Origin of the sequence: Mangrovibacter sp. MFB070 (assembly GCF_000705335.1) — a bacterium.
Classification (GTDB): Bacteria; Pseudomonadota; Gammaproteobacteria; order Enterobacterales; family Enterobacteriaceae; genus Mangrovibacter; species Mangrovibacter plantisponsor.
Map to the genome: position 1 here is coordinate 1 of NZ_JJMI01000005.1, position 24,831 is coordinate 24,831.

The 24,831-nt window shown below is 51.6% G+C and carries 26 protein-coding genes; 12 read left to right on the top strand and 14 right to left on the bottom strand.

Annotation, left to right across the window (positions count from 1 at the left end):
• Positions 1–549 precede the first annotated feature (549 nt).
• Positions 550–717, top strand: a complete 168-nt coding sequence (locus tag DT73_RS26380; protein ID WP_160173948.1) for a hypothetical protein — start codon at positions 550–552, stop codon at positions 715–717.
• A 65-nt stretch (positions 718–782) separates the two neighbouring features.
• Here DT73_RS26380 and DT73_RS01820 read toward each other — a convergent pair whose 3' ends face one another.
• The 3 genes from DT73_RS01820 to tamA are packed head-to-tail and all read right to left on the bottom strand — an operon-like array spanning position 783 to position 6,672.
• Positions 783–1,130, bottom strand: a complete 348-nt coding sequence (locus DT73_RS01820; protein ID WP_036103069.1) for a gamma-glutamylcyclotransferase — start codon at positions 1,128–1,130, stop codon at positions 783–785.
• Between the two features lie 2 nt (positions 1,131–1,132).
• Complete coding sequence (locus tag DT73_RS01825) at positions 1,133–4,942, bottom strand: translocation/assembly module TamB domain-containing protein (protein ID WP_036103072.1); 3,810 nt, start codon at positions 4,940–4,942, stop codon at positions 1,133–1,135.
• The gene (gene tamA, locus DT73_RS01830) at positions 4,939–6,672 is read right to left on the bottom strand and encodes an autotransporter assembly complex protein TamA (RefSeq protein ID WP_036103073.1); all 1,734 of its coding nucleotides are present in this window, start codon (positions 6,670–6,672) and stop codon (positions 4,939–4,941) included. The genes DT73_RS01825 and tamA overlap by 4 nt, the downstream gene beginning before the upstream one ends.
• A gap of 364 nt (positions 6,673–7,036) precedes the next feature.
• Between tamA and msrA the strand changes: the two genes are divergently transcribed.
• Together msrA and DT73_RS01840 are read left to right on the top strand one after the other, a co-directional pair.
• Complete coding sequence (gene msrA, locus DT73_RS01835; protein ID WP_036103076.1) at positions 7,037–7,678, top strand: peptide-methionine (S)-S-oxide reductase MsrA; 642 nt, start codon at positions 7,037–7,039, stop codon at positions 7,676–7,678.
• Between the two features lie 167 nt (positions 7,679–7,845).
• Positions 7,846–9,183 (top strand): hemolysin family protein, encoded by a 1,338-nt coding sequence (locus DT73_RS01840; protein WP_036103079.1) that lies wholly within the window; start codon positions 7,846–7,848, stop codon positions 9,181–9,183.
• Between the two features lie 107 nt (positions 9,184–9,290).
• On the opposite strand, the gene DT73_RS01845 is transcribed toward DT73_RS01840, so the two are convergent.
• Positions 9,291–9,497, bottom strand: coding sequence for a DUF1107 domain-containing protein (locus tag DT73_RS01845; protein WP_036103080.1), 207 nt, complete (start codon positions 9,495–9,497; stop codon positions 9,291–9,293).
• Between the two features lie 331 nt (positions 9,498–9,828).
• Here DT73_RS01845 and DT73_RS01850 point away from each other — a divergent pair, with 331 nt between their 5' ends.
• Entirely contained in the window at positions 9,829–10,386 is a 558-nt protein-coding gene (locus DT73_RS01850) for a YtfJ family protein (protein WP_036103083.1), read from the top strand.
• Here the strand turns inward: DT73_RS01850 and cysQ are convergent.
• Entirely contained in the window at positions 10,376–11,116 is a 741-nt protein-coding gene (gene cysQ, locus DT73_RS01855) for a 3'(2'),5'-bisphosphate nucleotidase CysQ (RefSeq protein ID WP_036103085.1), read from the bottom strand. The two genes, DT73_RS01850 and cysQ, sit on opposite strands and share 11 nt — an antisense overlap.
• A 193-nt stretch (positions 11,117–11,309) precedes the next feature.
• Positions 11,310–11,702: a helix-turn-helix domain-containing protein gene (locus tag DT73_RS01860; protein ID WP_036103088.1), complete on the bottom strand. Its 393-nt coding sequence runs from the start codon at positions 11,700–11,702 to the stop codon at positions 11,310–11,312.
• Between the two features lie 98 nt (positions 11,703–11,800).
• Here DT73_RS01860 and DT73_RS01865 point away from each other — a divergent pair, with 98 nt between their 5' ends.
• From DT73_RS01865 to DT73_RS01875, 3 genes are all read left to right on the top strand, one after another.
• Entirely contained in the window at positions 11,801–12,649 is an 849-nt protein-coding gene (locus DT73_RS01865) for an SDR family oxidoreductase (protein ID WP_036103090.1), read from the top strand.
• 114 nt (positions 12,650–12,763) lie between these two features.
• Complete coding sequence (locus DT73_RS01870; protein WP_036103092.1) at positions 12,764–13,591, top strand: AraC family transcriptional regulator; 828 nt, start codon at positions 12,764–12,766, stop codon at positions 13,589–13,591.
• A 73-nt stretch (positions 13,592–13,664) separates the two neighbouring features.
• Positions 13,665–14,645: a DMT family transporter gene (locus DT73_RS01875; protein WP_036103094.1), complete on the top strand. Its 981-nt coding sequence runs from the start codon at positions 13,665–13,667 to the stop codon at positions 14,643–14,645.
• A gap of 45 nt (positions 14,646–14,690) precedes the next feature.
• Here DT73_RS01875 and DT73_RS01880 read toward each other — a convergent pair whose 3' ends face one another.
• Complete coding sequence (locus DT73_RS01880; RefSeq protein ID WP_036103096.1) at positions 14,691–16,355, bottom strand: methyl-accepting chemotaxis protein; 1,665 nt, start codon at positions 16,353–16,355, stop codon at positions 14,691–14,693.
• A 208-nt stretch (positions 16,356–16,563) separates the two neighbouring features.
• Between DT73_RS01880 and ytfE the strand changes: the two genes are divergently transcribed.
• Positions 16,564–17,226: an iron-sulfur cluster repair protein YtfE gene (ytfE, locus tag DT73_RS01885; protein ID WP_036103098.1), complete on the top strand. Its 663-nt coding sequence runs from the start codon at positions 16,564–16,566 to the stop codon at positions 17,224–17,226.
• Positions 17,227–17,290: 64 nt separating this feature from the next.
• On the opposite strand, the gene cycA is transcribed toward ytfE, so the two are convergent.
• Complete coding sequence (cycA, locus tag DT73_RS01890; protein WP_036103100.1) at positions 17,291–18,697, bottom strand: D-serine/D-alanine/glycine transporter; 1,407 nt, start codon at positions 18,695–18,697, stop codon at positions 17,291–17,293.
• 269 nt (positions 18,698–18,966) lie between these two features.
• Positions 18,967–19,587, bottom strand: a complete 621-nt coding sequence (fklB, locus tag DT73_RS01895; protein WP_036103501.1) for an FKBP-type peptidyl-prolyl cis-trans isomerase — start codon at positions 19,585–19,587, stop codon at positions 18,967–18,969.
• A 347-nt stretch (positions 19,588–19,934) separates the two neighbouring features.
• On the opposite strand from fklB, the gene DT73_RS01900 reads away from it, so the two are divergent.
• A complete protein-coding gene (locus DT73_RS01900; RefSeq protein ID WP_036103101.1) occupies positions 19,935–20,672 on the top strand; it encodes a LysM-like peptidoglycan-binding domain-containing protein in 738 nt (245 codons plus the stop codon).
• Positions 20,673–20,802: 130 nt separating this feature from the next.
• Here the strand turns inward: DT73_RS01900 and rplI are convergent, their stop codons facing one another.
• From rplI to rpsF, 4 genes are read right to left on the bottom strand one after another with little or no spacing between them, the layout of a single operon-like run.
• Positions 20,803–21,255 carry a 50S ribosomal protein L9 gene (gene rplI, locus DT73_RS01905; protein ID WP_036103104.1) on the bottom strand — a complete coding sequence of 151 codons (453 nt, stop codon included), beginning with the start codon at positions 21,253–21,255 and terminating at the stop codon, positions 20,803–20,805.
• A 41-nt stretch (positions 21,256–21,296) separates the two neighbouring features.
• The gene (gene rpsR / locus DT73_RS01910) at positions 21,297–21,524 is read right to left on the bottom strand and encodes a 30S ribosomal protein S18 (protein WP_000135199.1); all 228 of its coding nucleotides are present in this window, start codon (positions 21,522–21,524) and stop codon (positions 21,297–21,299) included.
• 4 nt (positions 21,525–21,528) lie between these two features.
• Positions 21,529–21,843 carry a primosomal replication protein N gene (priB, locus tag DT73_RS25300; protein WP_072006889.1) on the bottom strand — a complete coding sequence of 105 codons (315 nt, stop codon included), beginning with the start codon at positions 21,841–21,843 and terminating at the stop codon, positions 21,529–21,531.
• A gap of 6 nt (positions 21,844–21,849) precedes the next feature.
• Entirely contained in the window at positions 21,850–22,242 is a 393-nt protein-coding gene (gene rpsF / locus DT73_RS01915; protein ID WP_036103112.1) for a 30S ribosomal protein S6, read from the bottom strand.
• Positions 22,243–22,590: 348 nt separating this feature from the next.
• On the opposite strand from rpsF, the gene DT73_RS01920 reads away from it, so the two are divergent.
• The gene (locus DT73_RS01920; RefSeq protein WP_036103115.1) at positions 22,591–22,812 is read left to right on the top strand and encodes a hypothetical protein; all 222 of its coding nucleotides are present in this window, start codon (positions 22,591–22,593) and stop codon (positions 22,810–22,812) included.
• A 6-nt stretch (positions 22,813–22,818) separates the two neighbouring features.
• On the opposite strand, the gene yjfP is transcribed toward DT73_RS01920, so the two are convergent.
• A complete protein-coding gene (gene yjfP / locus DT73_RS01925; RefSeq protein WP_036103116.1) occupies positions 22,819–23,544 on the bottom strand; it encodes an esterase in 726 nt (241 codons plus the stop codon).
• A 225-nt stretch (positions 23,545–23,769) separates the two neighbouring features.
• On the opposite strand from yjfP, the gene bsmA reads away from it, so the two are divergent.
• Both bsmA and DT73_RS01935 read left to right on the top strand, forming a co-directional pair.
• Positions 23,770–24,081, top strand: a complete 312-nt coding sequence (gene bsmA / locus DT73_RS01930; RefSeq protein WP_036103118.1) for a biofilm peroxide resistance protein BsmA — start codon at positions 23,770–23,772, stop codon at positions 24,079–24,081.
• A 152-nt stretch (positions 24,082–24,233) separates the two neighbouring features.
• Complete coding sequence (locus DT73_RS01935) at positions 24,234–24,509, top strand: DUF1471 domain-containing protein (protein WP_110028099.1); 276 nt, start codon at positions 24,234–24,236, stop codon at positions 24,507–24,509.
• Positions 24,510–24,831: the final 322 nt, after the last annotated feature.

Sequence of the window (24,831 nt, forward strand, 5' to 3'; positions counted from 1 at the left end):
CACTGTTCCGCCAGTGCCGCCTGCTCTTCAGGGGTAAGCAGGCTCAGGTCTGCCGGGCATTCCAGGTTTTCTGTGGGGGCAACCGTTGCCGGAAGCGGGGTTTGTGCAAAAGCCTGGCCGTTCAGTGCCAGGGAAATACACACCGAAAGCGCGCTGAGTGCTGCGGTTTTGTTTTTCATCAAACTGTCCTTATTTGTGGGGCCACCAGCCAGGTGCCATTTCCGGGAAAACGCTCCGGCCTCTGGTCATTAAAGGCGGCCAAAAAACAAAAGAAATTAAGCAACCGGTGAAAAAAAACGCACCGGTTTTGCGGGCGCAGTTATAAGGACTACGGGCGGGAAAAGATAATTGGTTTGTTCAGCACAGAAGCGGGCATTGATAGGCATAACGATCAATATAAGAAAACTGATCGCCGAAGTCGATCAATTTGTTAGGAATGGAAAAACAAAAAACAATAAAATCAATAAATTAAACAGAAATCTTTATTGGATTTAAAATCACATTCAACGGAAATATAAGGGAAATGAGTAGCAAAGGAAGATATTAATAATGGCATTTGTTTATTTGATGTTTAACATAAAAATAGATAAGAATAATCGCTCAGATATTACTGATAACAACCAGCCATCGTTTGCTGGTATACCACTGCCGTTATTAAAAGTACTGTACGGTGAAGTGAAAGTGACTGAGGTCGGGTGGGTAAACGCGAAGCAGTAAAAAAACACCGCCAGAATTCTGGCGGTGTTTTTGTAGTGAACTTACACAACGGTACTACCGGCGGGTTACCTGAATTGATCTCTGTCCAGCCAGTTACCGGTTTCAATGTAAGTGAGCCCTTCAACAGGGCGCTGGTAAACATACATCCAGGCGGAACCAAACGGCGTTTGAATCAACTGCCGGCTGTATTCCCCCGCTTTGGTACGCAACGCATCCAGTTCAGCCAGAGTGGAAGCATCAATACGGTATACTTCACCAAATACGGTTCCTTCTCCCGGCACTGCGCCAGGATAATGCCCCACACTGTATAACTGATAATGTTCTACTGTATGATCGCCCAACCACTGCGCGTTGGTCATCCAGTGACTGTTACCTTGTTTGCGTCGTAAACTGCCGTAAACAAATATTCGCATTGCTAAAACTCAAACTGATAGAGCAAATCGAGCGCCTGATCAACCCCAGACACCGCTTCCAGATACAGTTTAGGCATCAGCCGGTAACGCAATGTGAGCGTTGCCAGTGAGTCAAAGATACCTACCCCGTATTTCACTTGCAGACCCGGCAGTACATAACCGCTGACCACCACCTGAGAGGAATCCCCCGCACCGGTGGTATCCAGCGACAAGTTTTTGACGCCAAATGTCTCTCCGATTTTACCCACAACCTGCCCACTTTGTGCAACCCCCATTCCAATTAACATGGAAGTCATTGCTGCACCATCACCTTGTTCACTACTCAAACCCTGCCCACGCAGCAAATACGACAACGCTTCCTGCTGCGACATAGTTGGGTCAGAGAAGATTTCCGCTTTCGGTTCATCCGCCATCCCGGTGACCCGCACCCCGGCAACCACATCGTCTTCCGTGGCATCCGGGTTACGAATCGCTTCAATATTAAGGGTTGGTTGATCCGGCGGGCCAGAGAACAGCAGGATCCCTTTACGCACGATCAGATCCTGCCCGTAGGCATGGAAGCGCCCTTCCGGAATATTAATCTGGCCATTCAGACCCAGGCCTTGTTTGTCCTGAACCACTTTCAGGTCACCGTCCAGCCGCGCTTTCAGGCCAAAGGCATCCAGACGCACATTGTTGCCAATATGAATCTTCAGGTTGCTGTTAATCGGAATGGATGCAGTTTTTGGCTCAATGGGCTGCAGGTTGTCATTCAGCATGACTTCATCGTCTGATACACCCACTGCGCTTTCAGGTACATCATGCACCACAATACGCGCCCAGGGCACATCCACACTGCCATTGAGCATAAATACCGAAGGCGTGGCATCGAACACGATATCTGGCGAGACATCCATACGCACCATTGGCGGCACAGTAATACGCACCCGGCTGCCTTTGGCGGCGATTTGCGCTTTCCAGTTATCCAGTTGTGCCCAGTCGGCAAAACCACTCAGGCTGATTTGCCCTTTGGATGTCCGCACCGTGCCCTGCAGGGTTGAACGCTGCCCGGTGAAAGCCATAGTGACATCGCTTGGCTGCATATCGAACGGCATAAAGTTGGCCTGCAACCCTAAATCACTCAACCGTACCTGGCCGAATAACTGTGGTTTTTGGGCATCGCCACCCAGTGTCAGGCGGGCATTAACCTTACCATTCGCTTTTTCACCTGCGGTGAATATGGGGTTCAGAAAATCCAGCGCAAAGTTGGTCAGGTTGACATTACCAGACAGTTGCCGCCGCCCCTGGGGGTCTCTTACCTGGAGTTTGCCATCCAGTTGGCCATTGTTGACCAGGCGCACCAGCCAGTCTGCCTGTACCTGGTCGTTATGTACGGCCGCGTTTAATGACAGGGCGTCAAACTCCACTGGCAGGTGCCCGTTGCTCATTTCCTGGTTAACTTTCACCCCTTTACCAGACAAGTGAACGGTCGCCTCCGGTAAACCTGGCTTACTGCTGTCCCAGGAGACATCGGCGTTGCCACTGAATACGCCCGAGGCTTTGGTGCCTTCCGGCAGCAAGTCTTTCAGCATCGCCAGGTCGAAGCGGTTCAGGTTGATACGCGCCCGGCCACTGGGCCCGGCGTCTATCGGTTGAGGTACACAAAGTTCTGCATTAGGGTTGCGCCAGCAATGCACGCCTATCGCAATGCGTTGCTCCTGGTTGCGGTAATCCAGCGATACGGGCTGCGTTAATGACCAGGGGCCAACCGGTGTGTCAAAACGGGTATTGCTCAGTGTGCCCTGCCAGCGTTCCTGCTGGCGGTCAAAGTGCCCACTCAGGCTTAAATGGCCGGAAACCGGCTCCCCGGAAACCTCCAGTTTCATCTGGTGTTGGTTCTCGTTGCCTTCTGCATTTAGCGCGACACGCGTTATCGCCAGGTCTGGCTGGGTAATATTATCCACCAGAACTTTCAGGTGCCCGCCAATTTGTTCACCCGAGCTGACATCGCCATCCACATTCACGGAGCTGACAGAAAGCGCCTGCCAGCGCAGGCGATGGGCCTGAATCGAAGCAAAGAGTTGCGGCGCAGCCATATCGCCACGCACTTTCACCACCCCTTTTGCCGTTCCACCTAAACCGGGTAGCGCGTTATCCAGCGCTGGCGCATCAATGTTGGCGTCGAGCTTCAGTGTTTTGGCATCCACTTCACCCTGTACTGCCACGGTATTGCGGCCTAAGGCGATGTTCAGTTTCGGGATCAGCCACTGCATATAGCTGTTGCCACGCAAATTCCCTTCAATATTGAGCGGGTTTTGTTTCACATTCCCTTTCAGGGCGATTTCCGGCACAGACATTTGCCATGTGCCGCCATACAGGCTGCCGCGGGTTTTTACCACGCCGTCCACCCGGGACGGCCATTCAGGGTATTGTTTCGCGGTGTTAATCCCCGCCAGAGTCAGTTCACTGTGCCAGCTTATTGCTTTGCTCCAGTCGACCACTGCAGTTAAATCAGTATTCCCTTCCAGCGCCGCGATGCGCAGTTTATCCAGCACAAACTGTTGTGTGGTGCCTTTGCCATTTAACGTAACGGTAGCCGGAGGAAGCTGGTCGCCTTTCACATGGGAAGCGAAGCTCAGCTGGTAATCACGCATGCTCCCGGTAAGAGACAGCTTAAGGTCGTTTACCTGGTATTGCGCCGCACCTTCCAGCGGCCAGGCTAACTGTGGCGATGACACCTGGAGGTTTACCGGCAACCCGGCTTGCGCCAGCTGTGTTTCGCCACTGACGTCCAGGTTTACCGGGCCGGAAAGGTTCAGGCCCAGCCCCAGTTTGCTGCGCAGGCCACCGTTAAGGTTGAGTTTAATTTTCTCGCCTTTCAGCGGAGCCGTATTCAACGAAGCGTTCAGGGTAAGATCAACCGGCCAGTCGGCGCTGAGGGTTGCCTGCCCACTCGCATTTACCAGCCCTTCACTGGAATCGACATCCAGGGTATCGAGTTTCAGGTGCCCGTCGGTGCCCGTCACTTTCAGCAGGAGTTTATTGACCGTGACATCGCTGTCACCTGCCAGGCGTAGTTGTGTGCCGATAAATTGCGCAATGGTGAGGTTAACCGGCAGCGTGACATTTGCCATTTCAGGCAGCAGCGGTTTGGAAAACAGTTTTTCCAGCGTTTCACCCAGTGGTGGCTCCTGCACTTGCTGTGTTTCGGCTGTGGGTTGTTTGCTGCTGGTTGCCACCACCTGTTTGGCATCTGCCACCGCTTTTGCCGCGCCTTGCGGCGTTTTCGGCAAGGCTATCAACAGGCCTTCAAGGGTGGTGGGTGTAATAGTAAGGTTGCGGCCTTCCCAGTTGGCGCCACTGTGGAATGCCACCAGCGAGACAGCCGTGTCGTCGATACTGACATTGACGTTTTCAACCGCAATACGCGATAACGTGATGGCATAAGGCATGCTTAAATTAAGCGGCCCGCTCTCTTCCTCCTGAACCGGCGCTGAAGGCGGCATTTTGCTGGAGTCGATTGCCACATTGATGTCTTTCAGCGCCAGGTCATTGACGCAAAATTTGCTGTGCCACAAGCACCGCAGGCTGACAGACAAATGCACGCGACCGGCGTTGACGGCAACACCTGGCTGCTCATAGCGAATCTGGCTGAGCGTGAGATTACGCCAGCCCCCTTCGACATTGCCAATATGCAACCCGGGCACCCAACGGTTTGCCGCACTGAACAGCACATGCAACCCAGGCGTTGTGCCCACCAGGAACCCCACGGCACCAACAATAAAGACCACCACCAGGAGTACGGCGAGGCTGACTTTTTTCCAACGACTCATAATTCAGGCCCCAAACCGATGTAAAACTGCACGCCATGTTCCTCTTTATCGCCCACCGGCATGGCAAGGTCTAACTTAATGGGCCCAACCGGCGACTGCCAGCGCACCCCAAAACCTGCACCAGTTTTGAAATCATTCGCATCCACGGCGCTTACCGCTTCCCCTGAATCGACAAACACTGCGCCCCACCACTTGCCCGTTACGTTGTACTGGTATTCCAGCGAGCCGGTAACCATTTTTGATGCCCCGATTAATTTACCGTCGCTGTCTTTTGGGGAAATGGATTTGTACGAGTAACCACGGATACTGCGATCGCCCCCGGCGAAAAAACGCAAATCAGGAGGAACTTTGTCGAAATCACCGGTTTCAATCCAGCCAACAGAGCCACGCATCACAAAACGGTTGCGCTCTGCCAGGGTACGAATCCAGGTGTTTTGCGCCTGCATCACCAGGAAATCAACATCTGAACCCCATGAGGTGTTAGAGATATCGACAGAATAGCGTTGGGAATCGCCCCAGACTGGCATCAGCCCGCCACGCGAACGGGTACGGCTAAAACTCACACCGGGGTAAATCAACATGGTGGTATTGGTGACACTGGCCTGTGTAAAGTGGTCGAGGCTCCAGCGCAGGTTCAGAGCCCGTTGCCAGCCGGTATCCAGTTCCCAATAGCGTGATACCGCAAGCGTGGTGGAGTCTGCTTTGGTGTCGTTCAGGTCTGTGCGTTTAAACCCGCCCTGCCATAAGTAGTACTGTTCAAGCGGGCTTTTCAACAACGGGACTTTGTAACTGAAGTCCAGCGTTTGCTCTGGCGCAGACAGGCTGGTACTGGTAGTCAGGCTGTGACCATAGCTGTTAACCCAGGGCTTTTTCCACGACGCTTTGATACGTGGCCCCACATCTGTGGAGTAACCGATCCCGGTTTCAACCGTGTTTTCTGTACGCGGTGTAACCACACCCTGAAGCGGCAATACTTTAGTTTTGCGGGATTTATCAAACTCTGGTGCCACAACCACAGAATTAAACCAGCCCGTGGCAGAGAGCCTGCGGTTCAGTTCAGCAAGGTCATTACTGGTGTAGTAATCCCCTTCTTTGAAAGGCACCAAATTTTGCAGGTATTCATCGCGAATTTGTGAGCCTTCAAAGGTTACTGCGCCGAAACGGTAACGCTGGCCACTGTCATAATCGATGTCCCAAAAGGCTTCATGTCTGCCCAGCGAGACACCTAACTGGCTCTTTTTAAAATCGCTGTCGAAGTAACCTTTACGTAAAGCTTCTGTTGTCAGTGATTTTTTAAAGTTTTCGTAGGTTTCATGGTTCAGGATGGTGCCCTTTGCCGGGCGGTCTTTGAGTAGTGCGATGTAATCCGGGTCTTTGCTCGCCCCGCCGCGCAAAATCACTTCAGTGCCACCAATTTTGACCGGTTCACCTGGCGTGACTTTAGCAATGAGCACCTGACGGCCAACTTTCGGTGGCGGCTGTAAATCAAAATCAATAACCGGTTCATAGTACCCCAGCGCCCGCAGCCCTTTGCGAATGGCATCATCCACGCGAGCCTCAAAGCGGCGGTCTGGCGTAACTTCATCACTTTCAATGGTTGAAAGCTGCGCGCGCACGTTTTTTTGCAATTCTCCCGATAACCCTTCAACTTGCAAACGTACGCTGGCCGCACTGGCCAGGCTGCTGGTAAGTAACAAACTTACGCAACAAATGATTCGGATATGAGGCACTTTTTCTCCTGATCTTCCCTTGTTCCCACCCCTGGGATGAAACATGTACCGCTCCGCGGCATAACAAAACCTCAACATTTGAGGTTGAAAAACAGATACCGGCCCTGATATTTCTACTAGTTAGCGTAGCCGTATTTACTGCAATCCGCCTGATGGCTGTCTCACGACGAGAGCCGGTAACTGGCTGGCAGACAGCCAGCCCGAAACACAGGCACCCGATAATTTTTGCTATGACAGTACGTTATGTTGACGCACTGTAACAAAAATGAACGCGTCAGGATGCAAAGCGTATATTGTGTGCAAATACGATGCCCATGACAACCGCCCAAGGGCAGTCCAGTTTCTGAAAAGTGGAGAGAAAACCATGGTAAATCTGTTTACCAAGTCGACGCCTGTGGCACAGTCGCAAGCATTACCCGGGCGCAAAACTCCGATGCCCGTCGCCAGGTTACACGCGGTTAATGAACACTCAATGACCCACGTTCCGGATGGTATGGAAGTGGCATTATTCGCTATGGGGTGCTTCTGGGGTGTGGAGCGCCTGTTCTGGCAACAGCCCGGGGTATACAGCACAGCGGCAGGTTACACTGGTGGTTTTACCCCCAATCCAACTTACCGCGAAGTGTGCACCGGGCAAACCGGCCACGCAGAAGCTGTGCGTGTCGTGTATGACCCGGCAGTTATCAGCTATGAGCAGCTACTGCAGATATTCTGGGAAAACCACGACCCGGCTCAGGGGATGCGCCAGGGTAACGATATTGGAACCCAGTATCGTTCGGCCATTTACCCGGTGACAGAACAGCAGTCTGCCGCAGCGAAAGCCAGCCTGGTGCGTTTCCAGTCTGCTATGAAGGCGCAAAATGACAACCGGGCAGTAACAACAGAAATTGCCACAGCGTTACCGTTTTACTATGCGGAAGACGAACATCAGCAATACTTATATAAAAACCCGGAAGGTTACTGTGGGCTCGGTGGAATTGGCGTTTGCCTGCCACCGCAACGGTAATTTTACGTGAAAACTGGTTAAATCATCGCCTGCTGGCAGGCCATGCTGCCCTTAGGTTATACTGAATACGAAATTGCCGGCCCAGCGCTTACGGGCCGGTTTTTAGTGTCTGACACATGGATAATCAACTTTCCCTTCCGAGGATCTGGCGTTACGCCGGATAAGATATGTTAAACAGTATATTAGTCATACTCTGTCTAATCGCCATCAGTTCGTTTTTCTCGTTGTCTGAGATTTCACTGGCGGCATCCCGCAAAATAAAACTCAAGTTGCTGGCGGATGAAGGCAACGTGAACGCGCAACGTGTTTTGAAAATGCAGGAAAACCCGGGCATGTTCTTTACCGTGGTGCAAATTGGCCTGAACGCGGTGGCTATTTTGGGCGGTATTGTTGGTGACGCAGCATTCTCACCTGCCTTCAAGAGCCTGCTCAGCCGTTTTATGGAGCCGGAGTGGTCAGAGCAACTTAGTTTTATTCTTTCTTTCTCACTGGTTACCGGCATGTTCATTCTGCTGGCAGATCTGACCCCGAAACGCATAGGTATGATAGCGCCGGAAGCGGTCGCCTTACGGATAATCAACCCCATGCGCTTCTGCCTGCTGGTGTTCCGCCCGTTGGTGTGGTTCTTCAACGGCATGGCTAACGTAATTTTTCGCCTGTTCAAACTGCCAATGGTGCGCAAAGACGATATCACGCCAGACGATATTTATGCCGTGGTGGAAGCCGGCGCACTGGCTGGTGTGCTGCGTAAACAAGAACATGAGCTGATTGAGAACGTGTTCGAACTGGAATCCCGCACCGTGCCTTCTTCCATGACATCTCGCGAGAACATTATCTGGTTCGATTTGCATGAAGATGAGCACAGCCTCAAAACCAAAGTAGCAGAACACCCCCACTCCAAGTTTTTGGTGTGCAACGAAGATATCGACCACATTATTGGCTATGTCGATTCCAAAGAACTGCTGAACCGTGTGCTGGTTAACCAAAGCCTGATGCTGACCAGCGGTGTGCATATCCGCAATGTGTTGATTGTTCCGGATACTCTGACGCTGTCTGAAGCGCTGGAAAGCTTCAAAAGCGCCGGTGAAGACTTCGCGGTGATTATGAATGAGTACGCGCTGGTAGTTGGGATTATCACGCTGAACGACGTAATGACCACGCTGATGGGTGACCTGGTAGGCCAGGGCATGGAAGAGCAAATTGTTGCCCGTGATGAAAACTCCTGGCTGGTTGAAGGTGGGACGCCGATTGATGACGTAATGCGCGTACTGGATATCGATGAATTTCCCCAGTCAGATAATTATGAAACCATTGGCGGGTTCATGATGTTTATGCTGCGCAAGATCCCCAAACGAACCGATGCGGTGAAGTATTCCGGCTACAAGTTTGAAGTGGTGGATATTGATAACTTCCGCATTGACCAGTTACTGGTTACCCGGCTGGACAGCAAGCCCGTCGCCCTGGTACCAAAACTGCCTGACTCCTCAGACAAGAGCGTTGCCTGATAACGCTCTGCTCATTCCCCGGCCTGGCTGGGGGAATGTGCCAGGCCAGCGAAGCACAAAAACAGAAACGGCCCACAAGGGCCGTTTTTTTGTCTGCGCTACCGGAACTAAGCCATTTCAGCCTGTAAACGTGTTACCTGGCGGTTGACCTCAGACATGATAGCTAAATGTTGCTTATCTTTTACCCTGGGTAGAAGAATGCGACCTTTATCAAATTCAAATGCACCTATGTCCTTGATGTACAACCGTCCACGAAACAGGATTTTTACGTACTTAGCCACCTGAAGTGGGTTGTAACGCTGAAAGATTTTCATTTTTTACTTTCTCCTGCAATACCGCCTCCTCCGACAGTCAAATCTGACTCAGTCGTATTAAGGAGCGGAATAAACAACGTTGTTAAATATAGCCTAAGGGTAAGGAAAGCCCTAGCGCCTATAATTATTTTTACCTTTCTATGACAGTATTTCAGAGGATTCTTTGCAAACCCCTACACTGCCCAGTATAAGTATTCAAAATCATGTCAAATTGTGCGCACGCCCACAAACTGGCACTGTCTTTGCCAATGCGGATCACAAAAAACCGATATGCTTAAAGCTCAGGGCCATCTGGTCCGATCACCTGCAATAAAACAAAAGGATAACGATGATGAGACTGAGCAACCTGCTGGCATTCGCCCTGCTGCTGCTTCCCCTGGTAACATCGGCTCATAACCTGACGTTAAACCAACGCGTACCACCAACGGGGGTCAACGATAAAGGGGAATTGTTACTGAAAAATGATCAGTTCAGTTATCAGCCGTGGAATAGTGCGCAACTGGCCGGCAAAGTACGGGTTGTCCAGCATCTTGCCGGGCGGACATCCGCAAAAGAGATGAATGACCCGCTTATTGAAGCTATCAAGCACGCCGGGCTGCCGAAAGACCGCTACCAGACCACCAGCATAGTGAATACTGATGACGCAATCATTGGGACCAGTCTGTTTGTGCGTAACAGCATTGAAGACAGTAAGAAACAGTTCCCCTGGTCGCAGTTTATTGTCGACAGCGATGGCGTGGTTCGCAAAGCCTGGGGCTTACAACCAAAAAGCTCTGCCATTGTTGTGCTGGATAAGGCCGGGAATGTAGCGTGGGTAAAAGATGGCGCGCTGACACCTCAGGAAGTGCAGCAAGTGATTAGCCTGCTGCACCAGTTGCTCAATAAATAGAGACCCTGAAGCCGGGGTTCAGGAATGATTCACGTGGTGTGTAATCAAGGGTTTTTCCCTGCCAGTCATGCACTTGAGCCCCGGCAGCAACAGCAACTGCGTGGCCTGCGCCCGTATCCCAGACATTGGTTGGCCCAAAACGTGGGTACAGTTGTGCGGCCCCTTCAGCCACCAGGCAAAACTTAAGCGAAGAACCAATCGATGTTGTTTGGTGTTCGCCAAGTTGTTCCAGATATTCGGTTAATTCGGCATCGGCATGGGAACGGCTGATGACCACTAATGGCGGGTGTGCTTCACGTACCTGAATTTGCTTGCGCACACCGCACTCTTCTTTCCAGGCTTTCCCATTAGCTGCGCTGTACATGACGTTGAGCACCGGAGCATACACCACACCCAGAACCGGTTTACCTTGCTCAATCAGTGCAATGTTCACCGTAAATTCCCCATTGCGCTTGAGAAATTCTTTGGTGCCATCCAGCGGGTCCACCAGCCAGTAACGTTGCCAGTGCTGGCGCTCACTCCAGGCAGCAGGCGCTTCTTCGGACAACACGGGGATATCGGGGGTCAGTGACTGAAGGCCTGCCAGAATCACTTTGTGTGCAGCAATATCTGCCGCGGTCACTGGGGAATTGTCAGCTTTATGGGTTTCCTCTACAGGTTTATCACCCTGGTAAACCGCCATAATGGCCACACCGGCATCGCGCGCCAACTGGCATATCTGTTCTAACATTATCCACCTCTTACGCTAAGCGCTAAACGGTTTTAGCGCTGTAATACCTTGTTTTTACATGGTGTTGTTTATACCGCATTGTGCGCCCACAGGCTACGGCCACATTGGTGGCAGTCAAAAACAACAGCCATATAAAGCATAAGCCTGGCACAGCCCGCTACGAGATGCCTGCGTGCTTCACGGCACCCAGGCGCTACTGGCGCCCCTGCCGGGAAGACAGTACATCAGGCAGGTTTTGTTCTATCCAGTCGGCCAGCGCAGACACTTTGTCGCTCACTTCCTCTCCCATCGGAGTCAGGCTGTATTCAACATGTGGAGGAATAACCGGCAATGCACGGCGATGGATAAAGCCGTCGCCCTCCAGCCATTGCAGTGTTTGCGCCAGCATTTTTTCGCTCACACCGCCAATCCTGCGCCGTAAATCACTGAAACGGTGGGTACCATCTCGCAAGGCGACCAGAATCAACACGCCCCACCGGCTGGTGACATGCTTAAGCACTTCCCGCGAAGGGCATTTTTCTGCAAACAAATTACCTTCACGCAACTGCTCACTGAGCGTGCCTGTTTTAAGTTTCACATCCGCCATTTCATACTTACCTTTTTGTACGTACTTACTAAAAGTTAGCATAGTTGTTATGCTCTGGCAACAGACACACACTCAGTATGAAAACCAGGAGACTTATCATGATTGCAATTACCGGTGCGACAGGGCAGTTAGGCCACGAAGTGATAACCGCGCTGCTGAAAAAACATAACCCCGAATCACTGGTTGCCATTGTGCGTAACCAGAGCAAAGCACAAAGCCTGGCGGAAAAAGGGATTCAGGTACGGGTTGCTGATTACAGTGACAAAAACGCACTGAGCGCTGCGTTAGCGGGTGTCGAAAAATTACTGCTGATTTCCTCCAGCGAGGTGGGACAGCGTGCCGCACAACATCGCAATGTGATTGAAGCTGCAGTGCAAGCCGGAGTGGCGCTGCTTGCGTACACCAGCCTGCTGCATGCAGACAGCTCACCACTACAACTGGCGCAGGAACACCGGGAAACTGAGCAAATGCTGGCAGATTCTGGCCTGCCTCATGTTCTGCTGCGCAATGGCTGGTACACCGAAAACTATATGGCGAGTGTACCTGCGGCACTGGCTCACGGGGTCTTCCCGGGGTGTGCCGGAGAAGGCAAAATTGCCTCTGCCAGCCGTAAAGATTATGCCGAAGCGGCAGCCCAGGTTCTGAGCCTGGAAAACCAGGCAGGGAAAGTATACGAACTGGCTGGTGATGAAGCCTGGACACTGTCTGAACTGGCGAAACTGATTAGTGATACCACTGGCAAACAGGTGGTTTACCAGAACCTGAGCGAAGCGGATTATGCGGCATTGCTGGAAGGTGCTGGTTTACCAGGGCCATTTGCAGCAATTCTGGCAGATTCCGATACCGGTGCGTCGAAAGGCGGTCTGTTTGATGACACCCACCAAATCAGCAAGTTAACGGGTCACCCGACGACATCATTACTGACCAGCTTAAAAAATGCGCTGTAAATGTTAAATTACAGTTATATACTGTGAAAATCACTGTTGCCGCAGGCATCCCCTGCGGCGCAAACTTATTGTTACTTAGTGATTGTTTCTCAGCGATATATAACGAGGTTAACTGTGCAGGGCGTACCAGACCATTTTACGGATGAGCGGGACACCGCCCGTTTCCGCCAGTTTCCTGCCCTTCCCGGTGTCGAGTTATATCACGCACACATTTCCCGTTACGCCTTCGAACCTCATACTCACGAAGCCTTTGGAATTGGCACCATTGAAACCGGAGCTGAACGCTTTCGTTACCGGGGAACACATTATGTTGCCGCAGTAAATTCACTGGTCACGATGAATCCGGACGAGCTGCATACCGGCCAGGCCGCAACCCCCGATGGCTGGCGTTACCGAATGATCTACCTTGAACCGGTACAACTGGCAGAAATTACGGGTATTGAGCAATGGTGGTTTAACGATGTAGAGCGCTGTGACGCACAACGTGCTGCACAAACTGGCAGGCTGATAGGGGCATTATGGTCTGCCGAAACGCCACTCGCACAGCAAGGCCTGTTGCTGGACCTGATTGACACTATCCGGCCATATGCCAGCCACAGTCGTTCGCCGGGTTCTGTGAATGCACCGCGTTTTGACCAGGTACGCCACTACCTGCATGATAACTATATGCAGCCCGTCACACTGGGGGAGCTTGCCCAGGTGGCGGCACTCAGCCCTTACCACTTTCTGCGCCAGTTCAAAGCGCAATACCATGTCACACCACACCAGATGTTGATGGCTATTCGCCTGTGGCGCGCCAAGCTGTTCTTGGCTCAAGGCATGCCCGCGGCAGAAGTCGCCTGTGCGACAGGGCTTACTGATCAGTCTCATCTTACCCGGGCGTTTAGCCAGCGTTATGGCCTGACTCCCGTGCGTTACCAACGCCAGGTGATGGCTCGTTAAAAACGCAATTTAATACAATATTTCATTGGGTGCTGTCGGGCAGAGTAACCGCAGACAGAACAAAGGAGAAAGCATGTTTGCGGGCGTACTTTACGCATTGGTTGCCGGGCTGATGTGGGGGCTGATTTTTGTTGGCCCGTTAATTGTGCCGGAATACCCGGCTGCATTGCAGTCGATGGGCCGTTACCTGGCGTTAGGGGTAATTGCACTCCCTATAGCCTGGGCCGGGCGTAAGCAGTTACGTAAGCTCACACCACGCGACTGGTGGGCTGCTTTGCGGCTTACTATGATGGGAAACCTGATTTACTACGTGTGCCTTGCCAGTGCCATTCAGCGCACCGGGGCACCGGTATCGACCATGATCATCGGCACATTACCGGTTGTTATCCCTGTGTTTGCCAACCTGCTGTACAGCAAACGCGATGGCAAGTTGCCCTGGAGACGAATGGCCCCGGCGCTGGTATGCACGCTGGCGGGGTTAATCTGCGTCAATATTGCCGAGCTTTCACAAGGGCTCCCTCACTTTACGCTGTGGCATTATCTGAGCGGAATTGTTCTGGCGCTAATTTCGGTTGGTTGCTGGACCTGGTACGCACTGCGTAATGCGCGCTGGCTGAAAGAGAACCCGGCACACCACCCACTGATGTGGGCAACGGCACAGGCGCTGGTGACACTGCCCGTGTCGCTGGCGGGTTATCTATTCGTGTGTTGGTGGTTATCAACAACGGCGGTGTCTTTTCCACTCCCTTTTGGCCCGCGCCCGGATGTGTTTATCGTGCTGATGATGGCAATTGCGGTGCTGTGTTCCTGGGTTGGCGCCCTGTGCTGGAACCAGGCAAGCCAGCGGTTACCCACCGTAGTGCTCGGGCCATTGATTGTGTTTGAAACACTCTCTGGTCTGCTGTACACATTTTTAATGCGCCACAGCATTCCGCCCCTGGTCACTCTGAGCGGCATTGCATTTCTGGTGCTGGGTGTGGTGATGGCGGTACGCAGCAAACCTGCGCCTCCAGTGCCAGAAAATGTTGCAACCCCGGTCATACTGGAGAAATAGCCCGGTGACACCGCCTGGCGGCACCGGGGTAGTGATAGTTACGGGTTAAAAGGCTTCCCAATTATTTTCGGCAACCGGAGCGGGTTGAGCACTCAGTTTCGGTGCAGCCACCGCGGCAATCTGAGGTTTGGCCTTTACAGTCACTGGCTGGCTGTTATGCAGTTTGAATACGGCAACCACCTGGTTGAGCTGTGCTGCCTGTTGTTCAAGCGCATTCACAGCCGCAGCTGATTCTTCCACCAGTGATGCGTTCTGTTGCGTTACGTTATCCATCTCGGAAACAGCCAGGCTCACCTGATCGATACCGTGGCTTTGCTCGTCTGAAGCCGAAGAAATTTCACCCATGATATCCGTTACCCGGGTTACCGCTCCGACGATTTCACGCATGGTATCCCCCGCTTCACGCACCAGGCCACTGCCGGTCTGCACCCGTTCACCAGAGCTTTCAATCAGGGTTTTGATTTCTTTTGCCGCCTGAGCACTGCGCTGGGCCAGGGTGCGTACTTCACCTGCCACCACAGCAAACCCCCGCCCTTGCTCACCCGCGCGGGCGGCTTCAACGGCGGCATTCAGCGCCAGAATATTGGTCTGGAAAGCAATACCATCAATCACATTGGTTATCTGTGCAATCTGGCTGGAACTGCTGGCGATTTCGTCCATGGTTTTCACCACATTGTTCACCACATCACCGCCTTTGCGTGCGGTATCGGAAGCATTGCGCGCCAACTGTGTTGCCTGGCGAGCATTATCCGCATTCTGTTTTACAGTTGCGGTAAGCTGTTCCATGCTCGATGCGGTTTCTTCCAGTGCGGCGGCCTGTTGCTCTGTCCGGGCTGAAAGATCATTGCTGCCTGCGGCAATTTCGCTGGCGCCAATAAAAATTGTATCGGTACTGCTGCGCACGGAACTGACTGTTTGAATCAACGCCTGCTGCATTTGGTGCAAACTGCCGGAAAGGCGGCTCATCTCACTACGCCCTTCGCTCAGGATACGCCGGGTCAGATCCCCGCTGGCAATAGCCATAATGTGTTCCATTGCGGCATGAAGAGGCTGAAGCAATACACGTTTGAGGGAAAACCAACTGGCAATAATCACAGCAATCACAATCACTATGACGCTCCCCAGAATCCACATCATCCGTGCATAATCGGCATTATTTTCACTAGCCCCTTCACTGCTGAGTGTAGCCTGAGCCTGGCGCCAGTCTTTGTAGACTTCCTGCATGGCTACCTGCTTTTGCTCAACTTTTTGCGCATACATGCCTTCCAGGTCACCTTTACCCAGCATTGTGGTCATGGTTTGCAGTGTTGTGGAATAACGGGCATATTCCGCTTCCAGTGAAGCAGTCAGTTGCTGATCAAGGCCCGGGGTATTGGGCAGCTTCTTGTAATGCTGGAAATGGGTATCTGCTTCTTTCAGCAAACTGTTGCTTTTATTTATCAGGCTGCTGAGGTCTGTTGCATTAATCGTGTTTGCCATACTGCTCTGCAACCGCAACATACCGCGGTTCAGCGTAACCCGGGCCTGGTTCAGGCTAATCCAGGCATCGGTCATTGCATAAACGTTTTGGTTAGAGATTTGCGCGAGCGAGAAATTTTCCTTGTCGTTGTTTAGTGCCTTCATAAAAAAAGCAGCAGAAACTAATTGCATAGCCCCCAGTACAGCCAGCACTGCAATAAGCAATGTTACCACCTTGATTCTTTTAAACATTTTTTGCCTTCGCTTCTTCATAAATGAGTAGTCTGCAAACAATATCGGCAACATGGCTCACAAATTTAACGCTTTATTTCCCACGAAAAATTGCATTATGAGATATTCAAAGGTTTACCTTTTCCCTTGCAGACAAACCAGGCACTGGACACGCTCAATAAGATGCATTTAAAATACATCTTATAAAATAACTGTGCGAGGTGATGTTATGGATTTTCGGGAACAGGCATTAGGCGAACTGGCATTAACCATTCCACGCGCTTCTGCGTTATTCCGCCGCTATGACCTTGATTTTTGTTGTGGGGGCAAGCAAACCCTGCAGCGGGCAGCTGAACGCAAGGGGCTGGATTTACCGGTAATAGAGGCAGAGTTGGCTGTGCTTTCTACGCAGCAGCATACACAGACATGGGTGGATGAGCCCCTTAGCGACATCATCGACCATATTCTGGTGCGCTACCATGACCGCCACCGGGAACAGTTACCCGAACTGATTTTACAGGCCGAAAAAGTCGAGCGTGTGCATGCCAGCAAGCCATCGGTTCCTAAGGGCCTGGCAAAATACCTGGCAATGCTTAATGACGAACTCGGCCAGCATATGCTCAAAGAAGAGCGCGTGTTGTTTCCATTAATCAAACAAGGCCGTGGGCCGGAATGTGCCGGGCCAGTTAACGTGATGGAGCATGAGCATAGCGAGGCGGGAGAACTGCTGGAAGTTATCAAACATGTCACAAACAATGTGGTTGCACCACCGGAAGCCTGTACTACCTGGAAGGCGCTGTATAACGGAATCAATGAGCTGATTGACGACCTGATGAATCACATTAGCCTGGAAAATAACAACCTGTTCCCGCGTGCACTGGCGGGCGAGTAATACTCAATGTAGGAAAAGGCACCCGCGGGTGCCTTAATTTACTGTGGTGAAATGCCCAACCCTGTTAAACCCGGGCCAGGCGTTTCTTCCCGGTAACCTGCCAGCCAATCGCCAGTACCACAAACCATAGAGGTGTCACCATCAGTGCCTGCCGCGTATCTGCCTGCAGTGTCAAAAGCCCCAACACAAACACAAAAAACGCCAGGCAGACCCAGCACATCACAATACCCAGTGGCATCTTATACTGCGACTTCGCATGCAGTTCCGGCCGTTGTTTGCGATACACCAGGTAGGAACACAGAATGATGCTCCAGACAAACATAAACAGAATGGCAGACACTGTCGTCACCATAGTGAATACCGTCATCACATCCGGGATCAGGTAAATCAGAACAACACCGCCCAATAAACACAGGCAGGAAAACAGTAGCCCGGAAGCCGGAACCGCACGGCGTGACAAACGTGCAAAGCGGGCAGGCGCGACACCATCCTGCGCCAGGCCATATAACATGCGGCTGGTCGAAAATACGCCGCTGTTGGCGGAAGATGCCGCCGATGTCAGCACCACAAAGTTAATCAGGCTGGCAGCTGCGGGTAACCCAACCAGCATAAACAGCTCAACAAACGGGCTTTTTGATGGCACAACGGAGCGCCAGGGTGTAACAGACATAATCATGATCAGAGCAAAGACATAGAACATGATTATCCGCAGAGGGATGGAGTTGATAGCCCGGGGCAGGGATTTTTCCGGGTTGTGAGTTTCTGCCGCAGTGGTGCCCACCAGTTCAATCCCTACAAAAGCGAACACGGCTATCTGGAACCCGGCGAAGAAACCACTCACGCCTTTAGGGAACCAGCCACCATCAGCCCACAGGTGGCTGAATGATGCAGTTACGCCCGAAGGTGAAGTAAAGCCAGTAAACACCATGACTGCACCGACAATAATCAGGGCAACAATCGCAACGATTTTTATCATGGCGAACCAGAACTCCATTTCGCCAAACATTTTTACCGTTGCCAGGTTCAGGGACAAGAGCACAATCACCACCGCCAGCGACGCCACCCATTCCGATAACCCGGGGAACCAGAATTGCGCATACGCAGAAATGGCAACCACATCGGCAATACCGGTTACCACCCAGCAAAACCAGTAGGTCCAGCCGGTAAAATAACCCGCCCAGGGGCCCAATAGATCTGCGGCAAAATCACTGAACGACTTGTATTCGAGATTCGACAACAGCAATTCGCCCATTGCCCGCATCACGAAGAACAACATAAAGCCGATAACCATATACACAAATATAATGGATGGCCCGGCGAGGCTTATCGTTTTGCCCGACCCCATAAATAAGCCGGTGCCAATGGCGCCACCAATGGCAATTAACTGAATATGTCGGTTTGAGAGATGTCGCTGAAGGGTTTGTTCCTGCGGTGTTTCCACCGTTTCGGCCACCTTGACCTGGTCTACCATAGTATTTTCCTGTCTGTCATTTCAGGCTCTGCGGCCTGTCGGTAATTACTTAATCAATAACAACACGTGTACCCCGGTTGACTCACTGCCGGGGGATAACCTGAGAAGTTAGCGGATAGGTTAAATATTTGTTATTAGAGTGTGGTTTGTATTTATTGATACGCGGAGCGCCTCACAAAAATACGCGCAATAGCGTTTTTTGCAAGATAAAATCGTGGGGAAAGAAGGGAAGATGAAACAACCCCGCCGTAGCGGGGCCGTGAGAAGGATTACAGGATTTCCAGTAATTCGACTTCAAAAACCAGGGTGCTGAACGGAGGAATAGATGCACCTGCGCCACGCTCACCATACGCCAGGTTATGCGGAATGGTCAGTTCCCATTTGGAACCAACAGGCATCAGCGTCAGCGCTTCAATCCAGCCAGCAATTACGCCGCTAACCGGGAACTCGGCTGGTTCACCGCGGGCAACGGAGCTGTCGAACACAGTACCGTCGATCAGTTTACCAGTGTAGTGAACACGCACCTGGTCTTTACGGGAAGGAATCGGGCCTTCACCCTGCGTCAGTACACGGAACTGTAAACCGGATTCAGTGCTGCTGACACCTTCACGGTTACGGTTTTCTTCCAGGTATTTTTGCCCTTCCGCCGCCATTTCCTGCTGGCGTTCGCGGCGTACAGCTTCAGCACGCTCGTGGACTTCACGCAACGCACGGTGTACGACATCAACCGGTACAGAAGGTGCGTTGCCTTCCAGCGCATCACGCAGGCCAGCAAGTAACGCTTCAGGCAGTAAACCTTCCAGCCCGGAGTCACGCAGTTGTTGACCAACCTGCAGACCAATACCGTAACTTGCCTGCGCTTCAACACTGTCAAAAGAAGGGGTCGTCATGAATTTTCCTTTACTGATGGTTTGTTCATCTTCATAGATTTCTGGCGAACCCGCCAGACGCTTCGGCAGCATAACAGCCAGAGCCCATGAGGTAAAAGGGAACAGGGAAAATGTCTGCCGTGAACCTCAATAATTACCTGATGCGACAATTATCATGAATGCGTACTATTCCACTCGCATCAAACAGTTAGCAAACTATACTCTTAGGAAGCATTCAGCGATTGTCTGAAAGGAATTTCGGCGGATAATATCAGGCTGACAGTGGATGGGTACTTTCATTCATAAAACAGGATAATGGATATTAAGGCCACCACACCGTATCCATTAACGATGGACCAGGAGGCGACATGCCCGGCCAGTTTGCATTAAAAGCCATGATTCACCGGGTCTGGCATGCACCAGATGATTTCCGGCTAATGGACCCTTTACCAGCCATGCACCGCCGGGGCATCCTTATCGGTATCGCGCTGGTTGTTATTGGGGTGTTATTACCGGCCGACAACACATCTGTTGCTCCGGTATCAAGGGAAACACCGCTGAACCTTCCCGGCAGCACACCCGCCACACCTGGGGCACAAGGCACATCTCCTGCCATCAGCCAGCCAGTGGTCACCACTCCACCGCGTTACAACGAGCCACAACCGGTGCAAACCACACCCGTACTGCGTTCACCAGAAGAGAGTATTCAGCCAGATAACGAATCTGAGGCAGCGGGGAATAGCACCGCCGGGCGTACTTCCGGGGAAAGGCGTACTCCGGCGACCACCAGCACGGCAACGAACAGTACAGTCAACAGTACAGTCAACAGTACAACAGGCCAGGCACAATGGCATACCTGGCGAGTAGAGCCGGGAAAAACGCTGGCGCAACTGTTCCGCGATCATAACCTGCCCCCCACGGATGTATATGCAATGGCGAATGTCGAAGGGCCGGACAAGCCCCTGAGTTCACTACAAAGCGGCCAGCAAGTACAGGTCAGAGTGAATGCTAATGGTGTTGTCACGGGGTTGATTGTCAATGACAGTGATAACCGTCAGGTACTCTTTACGCGCGAAAGTAACGGTAATTTTATTCGGGCGCGTTAACCCAGGCGGGGAAACCATACTGGCAGGTGTGCAATAACAGTGTGGTTAATAATGTAATGGCAGGAAACAGGCAAGAATCACAAAGCAAAACGCCGGCATAAGCCGGCGTTTTAGCGTACATCAGCGTAAATTACGCTTCAGCAACGATGTTTACATTCAGTTGTGCAAACACTTCGCTGTGTACCTGGAAGTGAACTTCATGGTCACCAGTGGTACGCAGAACGCCGTTCGGCAGGCGAACTTCGCTTTTCGCAACGTCAACGCCAGCTGCAGTTACAGCGTCAGCGATGTCACGAGTACCGATGGAACCAAACAGTTTACCTTCGTCACCAGCTTTAGAAGCGATGGTAACTACGCCCAGTGCATTGATTTTCTCTGCACGAGCTTCAGCGGCAGCCAGCGTTTCAGCCAGTTTAGCTTCCAGTTCAGCACGACGAGTTTCGAAAAACTCGATGTTTTTCTTGGTTGCCGGAACAGCTTTACCAGCCGGAACCAGGAAGTTACGTGCGTAACCAGCTTTAACGTTAACCTGATCACCCAGGCTACCCAGGTTTGCTACTTTATCAAGCAGAATAACTTGCATTACCTTATCCTCTCAAAGTCGTATTGGTTGACCGTGGCCGATTACTGATGACGATCAGTGTACGGCAGCAGAGACAGGTAGCGCGCGCGCTTGATAGCACGGGCCAGCTGACGCTGGTATTTTGCACGAGTACCGGTGATACGGCTCGGGACAATCTTACCGCTTTCGGTGATGTAGTTTTTCAGCGTAGCGATATCTTTATAGTCGATCTCTTGAACGCCTTCCGCGGTGAAACGGCAGAACTTGCGACGACGGAAATAACGTGCCATTTGGCTAGTCTCCAGAATCTATCAATTCAATCTGCTCGGCATGCAAAACCACTTTACTCAGACCATTTCGCGCCTGATGGCAGCTAATAAAGCCCTGTACGGTGAGTTGCGTGCCGACCGTTATACTGTGAGTAATGGCCTGATGAGCCTGCCCGCTAATAATAACTGGCATTCTGCACCACGCCTGCCGGTTAAACCCGGCTTCCTCCTGCACTGAACGGTGCTCAAGCACGAACTGGCAGTGAGGAATTCCTGATGGGCTGACCTTTCTGAGAGGTGCCCTGCACACAGTGCCGGACAACGACAGGCGGTTAGCCATCAGCGATTACTCTTCAGAATCCCCAGCAGCATTCTCTGTGGCTTCGTTAGCGAAATCATCGCGACGTTCACGACGTTCGTCTTTCGCTTTAACCATCGGAGAAGCTTCAGTTACAGCGTGTTTGGTACGCATAACCATGCTACGGATAACGGCATCGTTGAAGCGGAAGTTTGTTTCCAGCTCATCGATAACTTCCTGCGGTGCTTCAACGTTCATCAGAACGTAGTGTGCTTTGTGCAGTTTGTTGATCGGGTAAGCCAGCTGACGGCGGCCCCAGTCTTCCAGACGGTGGATCGTGCCTTCTGCACCAGTGATAGCACCAGTGTAACGCTCGATCATGCCCGGAACCTGTTCGCTCTGGTCAGGATGGACCATAAAAACGATTTCGTAATGACGCATCGAATTGCTCCTTACGGATTATTCAGCCTCCTGTCAGGGTCAGCCGTAGCCCATGGAAGCAAGGAACGTGTGTTAAGACGGCTGAAAAATGACGCGTCATTCTATGGAAGTTGAGCGCTAATAACAAGCGGCATACAGAAATAAATCGCAGAGGAAACGCACACAGCGCCAAAACAGTGTTGCCGCGCGAACTAAAGTTACAGACAGAGGATGACTGAAATTTTTTGAATACGTTTATCAGAAATGTTCGCTTTCTGCACAGAGTGCAGGCAGTACAATATCTTACAGAGAACGCCCCCAGAAGAAAGGAGAGCCACCTTGCTATAAAAAGGCCGTAAGGAGCCCAGAATGAGAACCAAAATGGTAGCCCTGATAACGGGCATGTTGTTATCGCTTCCTGCTGTTGCAGCCATCAACACGCAGCCTGATCCCAGCCATAATATGGATGACGTGATGAGTACTGGTGTCATTTATATTAACCACCACGGCGAAACGATGCCCCAGTTTGCACCAGGGCAGCAAACAACAGCGTCACCCGCTGAGCCAGGCGTTACCCACCCACGGCGTTAATCCACATTAGAGTGACTGGCTGAAAAAATCGCAGGTTGAATCCAGCGCATACGGCGTAATCCGGTGTTTTACTCCAGATTCCCAGTGGCAGACCAGGTTGCTATCCAGATGCTGTTGTTGCAGTAACTGCCACAAGCGTTTTGATTCTGCAGCAGGAACCAGGTCATCATCTTCACCATGCCAGAGCATTAATGGCCGGCTGGCGAGAAGTGCCAGGCATTGTGTGGCTTCATAGCCTGCCAACGGGGCCAGCACCGCATCCGGTTGTGACGGAGGTGGGAACAATGATTGAGAAAGCGCCTGATAAAACCCGGAGCCCATCAGGCTCGCGGTACAGCGTACTTCAGGGTAATGCCCGGCCACAGCTAATGCCGTCATAGCACCCATTGATGCCCCCGCGATACCCAACCGCCCGTCTGCCACCCAACCTTTAGCGTTAATGGCATCACGCAACAGTGGGTATTCCTGGATGTTCCCATAAAGGATTTGCCAGAAATGCTGCAAACGCCCTGCTTCATCACCATGAAAGCGTGCGCCGTGTTCCGGTGCATCTGGCATAATCACCCGAAAACCAGCCTGTGCCAGTGCAACAGCAAAGTAGCTGTACACCAGCTTCGAGGAAGTGTAACCATGCCAGAAAATGATTGTCGGTAAAGGCTGGAGGCGCTTTCCAGCCGGAGTCGCGTGCAAAACTTCAAAACCGGCCAGATTAGTGGTCTCTATCTCTGTCATTTAGCGTTCGCATTTTGTGTGGATGTCGCTCTATTCTATACCTTTATATACACAGGCAGGCCAGCGCAGTGCCATTGTTGCCCAAAACTCCAAATGCCAGTGTGAGACACGGATTACGCTTTTTGGTGATATATCCTGCGAAATCGCGTTACACGTAACAGAAAGTGAATTTTTGACTTACCAGATTTATCTCAAACACTAAAATCAACTTGTCAGGAAAATAAAATGTCTATGCGCCGTTTTCTTCCGCTTTGCTTATGCCTGGTACTGGCGGGTTGCAGTACCAACTGGACAACTCCCCGCCCGGCTCCTGCTGTTGCAGCCTGGCCGCAGGAAATCCAGCGTAACCAGACTGAAGGGCTGGTAAGAATGGGGATGATCAGTGTCACCACTCGTGGTGGGCCGGCAGATGCGGAAGCCGCTATCAAGCAACGCGCAACCAGGGAAAAGGCTGATTATTATCTGATCTTGTTTATCAACGATAATATGATCCCTGGTGTACGCAGGGCTAACGCGATTCTTTACCGTAAAGCCTGATACTTAAACAGGTTTTAACGACTTTACATTGAATTGCACGACTTTATTTTCCGCCTGACACAATACAGCATGTCGCAAGGGATGTTGCATGCTGAATAACAAGGAAATGACCTGTAAATTTTTTTCAGATCATCGATATGGAGCGGGCAATTATGAAGCGATCACTGGCATTAACCTCTCTACTGTTGTCCGCAGGACTGGTCAGTACCAGTGCAAGGTCAGCTGAGGATGTGCATGCTGATCAGGTGACGGCATTTAATGAAATGGGCATTCTGTCGTTTAAAGACGTCACTGGCAGCCCTCAGGATATTGAGCGGCTGGTTGCATTAAGTGCGGATGAACAGGGTGCTTCCATCTACCGTATTGTGAATATGGAAGAAACGCCTCGTAAAGACACCTGGCATGTGGAAGCCATTATCTACTCGTAACGCTATCTGTCTGTATCGCCTTCTTTCCTGTTAAGCCACCTGCGGGTGGCTTATTTCATTCAGCGACCTGGCAACAGGCGCAGAGCCGTGGTTTGCGCCCCACTCACACCCCACCATGAATTAATGGGCTGATTTATCTCAACCCCCCCAATAATGCCCCGCCATATTTATAGCGAAACGATTAATTTATTAAGCCGCTGGCTAAGGTGTAATTGCTTTTGTTTTCAACGATCAATGATCTGAATCAAATTTGAATGAAATACATGCTTACATTTTGTGTATAAATATTATCCTGCCAGCAGCCGTTAATGATGACAAAACA

Coding starts and splice junctions, on each gene's coding strand:
- rpsF (WP_036103112.1), bottom strand. CDS start 22,242: ATGCGTCATTACGAAATCGTTTTTATGGTCCATCCTGACCAGAGCGAA.
- msrA (WP_036103076.1), top strand. CDS start 7,037: ATGGTAAATCTGTTTACCAAGTCGACGCCTGTGGCACAGTCGCAAGCA.
- DT73_RS01900 (WP_036103101.1), top strand. CDS start 19,935: ATGCCCGGCCAGTTTGCATTAAAAGCCATGATTCACCGGGTCTGGCAT.
- cycA (WP_036103100.1), bottom strand. CDS start 18,697: ATGGTAGACCAGGTCAAGGTGGCCGAAACGGTGGAAACACCGCAGGAA.
- DT73_RS26380 (WP_160173948.1), top strand. CDS start 550: ATGGCATTTGTTTATTTGATGTTTAACATAAAAATAGATAAGAATAAT.
- DT73_RS01850 (WP_036103083.1), top strand. CDS start 9,829: ATGAGACTGAGCAACCTGCTGGCATTCGCCCTGCTGCTGCTTCCCCTG.
- fklB (WP_036103501.1), bottom strand. CDS start 19,587: ATGACGACCCCTTCTTTTGACAGTGTTGAAGCGCAGGCAAGTTACGGT.
- DT73_RS01840 (WP_036103079.1), top strand. CDS start 7,846: ATGTTAAACAGTATATTAGTCATACTCTGTCTAATCGCCATCAGTTCG.
- cysQ (WP_036103085.1), bottom strand. CDS start 11,116: ATGTTAGAACAGATATGCCAGTTGGCGCGCGATGCCGGTGTGGCCATT.
- DT73_RS01860 (WP_036103088.1), bottom strand. CDS start 11,702: ATGGCGGATGTGAAACTTAAAACAGGCACGCTCAGTGAGCAGTTGCGT.
- DT73_RS01865 (WP_036103090.1), top strand. CDS start 11,801: ATGATTGCAATTACCGGTGCGACAGGGCAGTTAGGCCACGAAGTGATA.
- bsmA (WP_036103118.1), top strand. CDS start 23,770: ATGTCTATGCGCCGTTTTCTTCCGCTTTGCTTATGCCTGGTACTGGCG.
- DT73_RS01825 (WP_036103072.1), bottom strand. CDS start 4,942: ATGAGTCGTTGGAAAAAAGTCAGCCTCGCCGTACTCCTGGTGGTGGTC.
- DT73_RS01935 (WP_110028099.1), top strand. CDS start 24,234: ATGAAGCGATCACTGGCATTAACCTCTCTACTGTTGTCCGCAGGACTG.
- ytfE (WP_036103098.1), top strand. CDS start 16,564: ATGGATTTTCGGGAACAGGCATTAGGCGAACTGGCATTAACCATTCCA.
- priB (WP_072006889.1), bottom strand. CDS start 21,843: ATGGCTAACCGCCTGTCGTTGTCCGGCACTGTGTGCAGGGCACCTCTC.
- DT73_RS01875 (WP_036103094.1), top strand. CDS start 13,665: ATGTTTGCGGGCGTACTTTACGCATTGGTTGCCGGGCTGATGTGGGGG.
- DT73_RS01920 (WP_036103115.1), top strand. CDS start 22,591: ATGAGAACCAAAATGGTAGCCCTGATAACGGGCATGTTGTTATCGCTT.
- rpsR (WP_000135199.1), bottom strand. CDS start 21,524: ATGGCACGTTATTTCCGTCGTCGCAAGTTCTGCCGTTTCACCGCGGAA.
- yjfP (WP_036103116.1), bottom strand. CDS start 23,544: ATGACAGAGATAGAGACCACTAATCTGGCCGGTTTTGAAGTTTTGCAC.
- DT73_RS01820 (WP_036103069.1), bottom strand. CDS start 1,130: ATGCGAATATTTGTTTACGGCAGTTTACGACGCAAACAAGGTAACAGT.
- DT73_RS01845 (WP_036103080.1), bottom strand. CDS start 9,497: ATGAAAATCTTTCAGCGTTACAACCCACTTCAGGTGGCTAAGTACGTA.
- DT73_RS01880 (WP_036103096.1), bottom strand. CDS start 16,355: ATGTTTAAAAGAATCAAGGTGGTAACATTGCTTATTGCAGTGCTGGCT.
- rplI (WP_036103104.1), bottom strand. CDS start 21,255: ATGCAAGTTATTCTGCTTGATAAAGTAGCAAACCTGGGTAGCCTGGGT.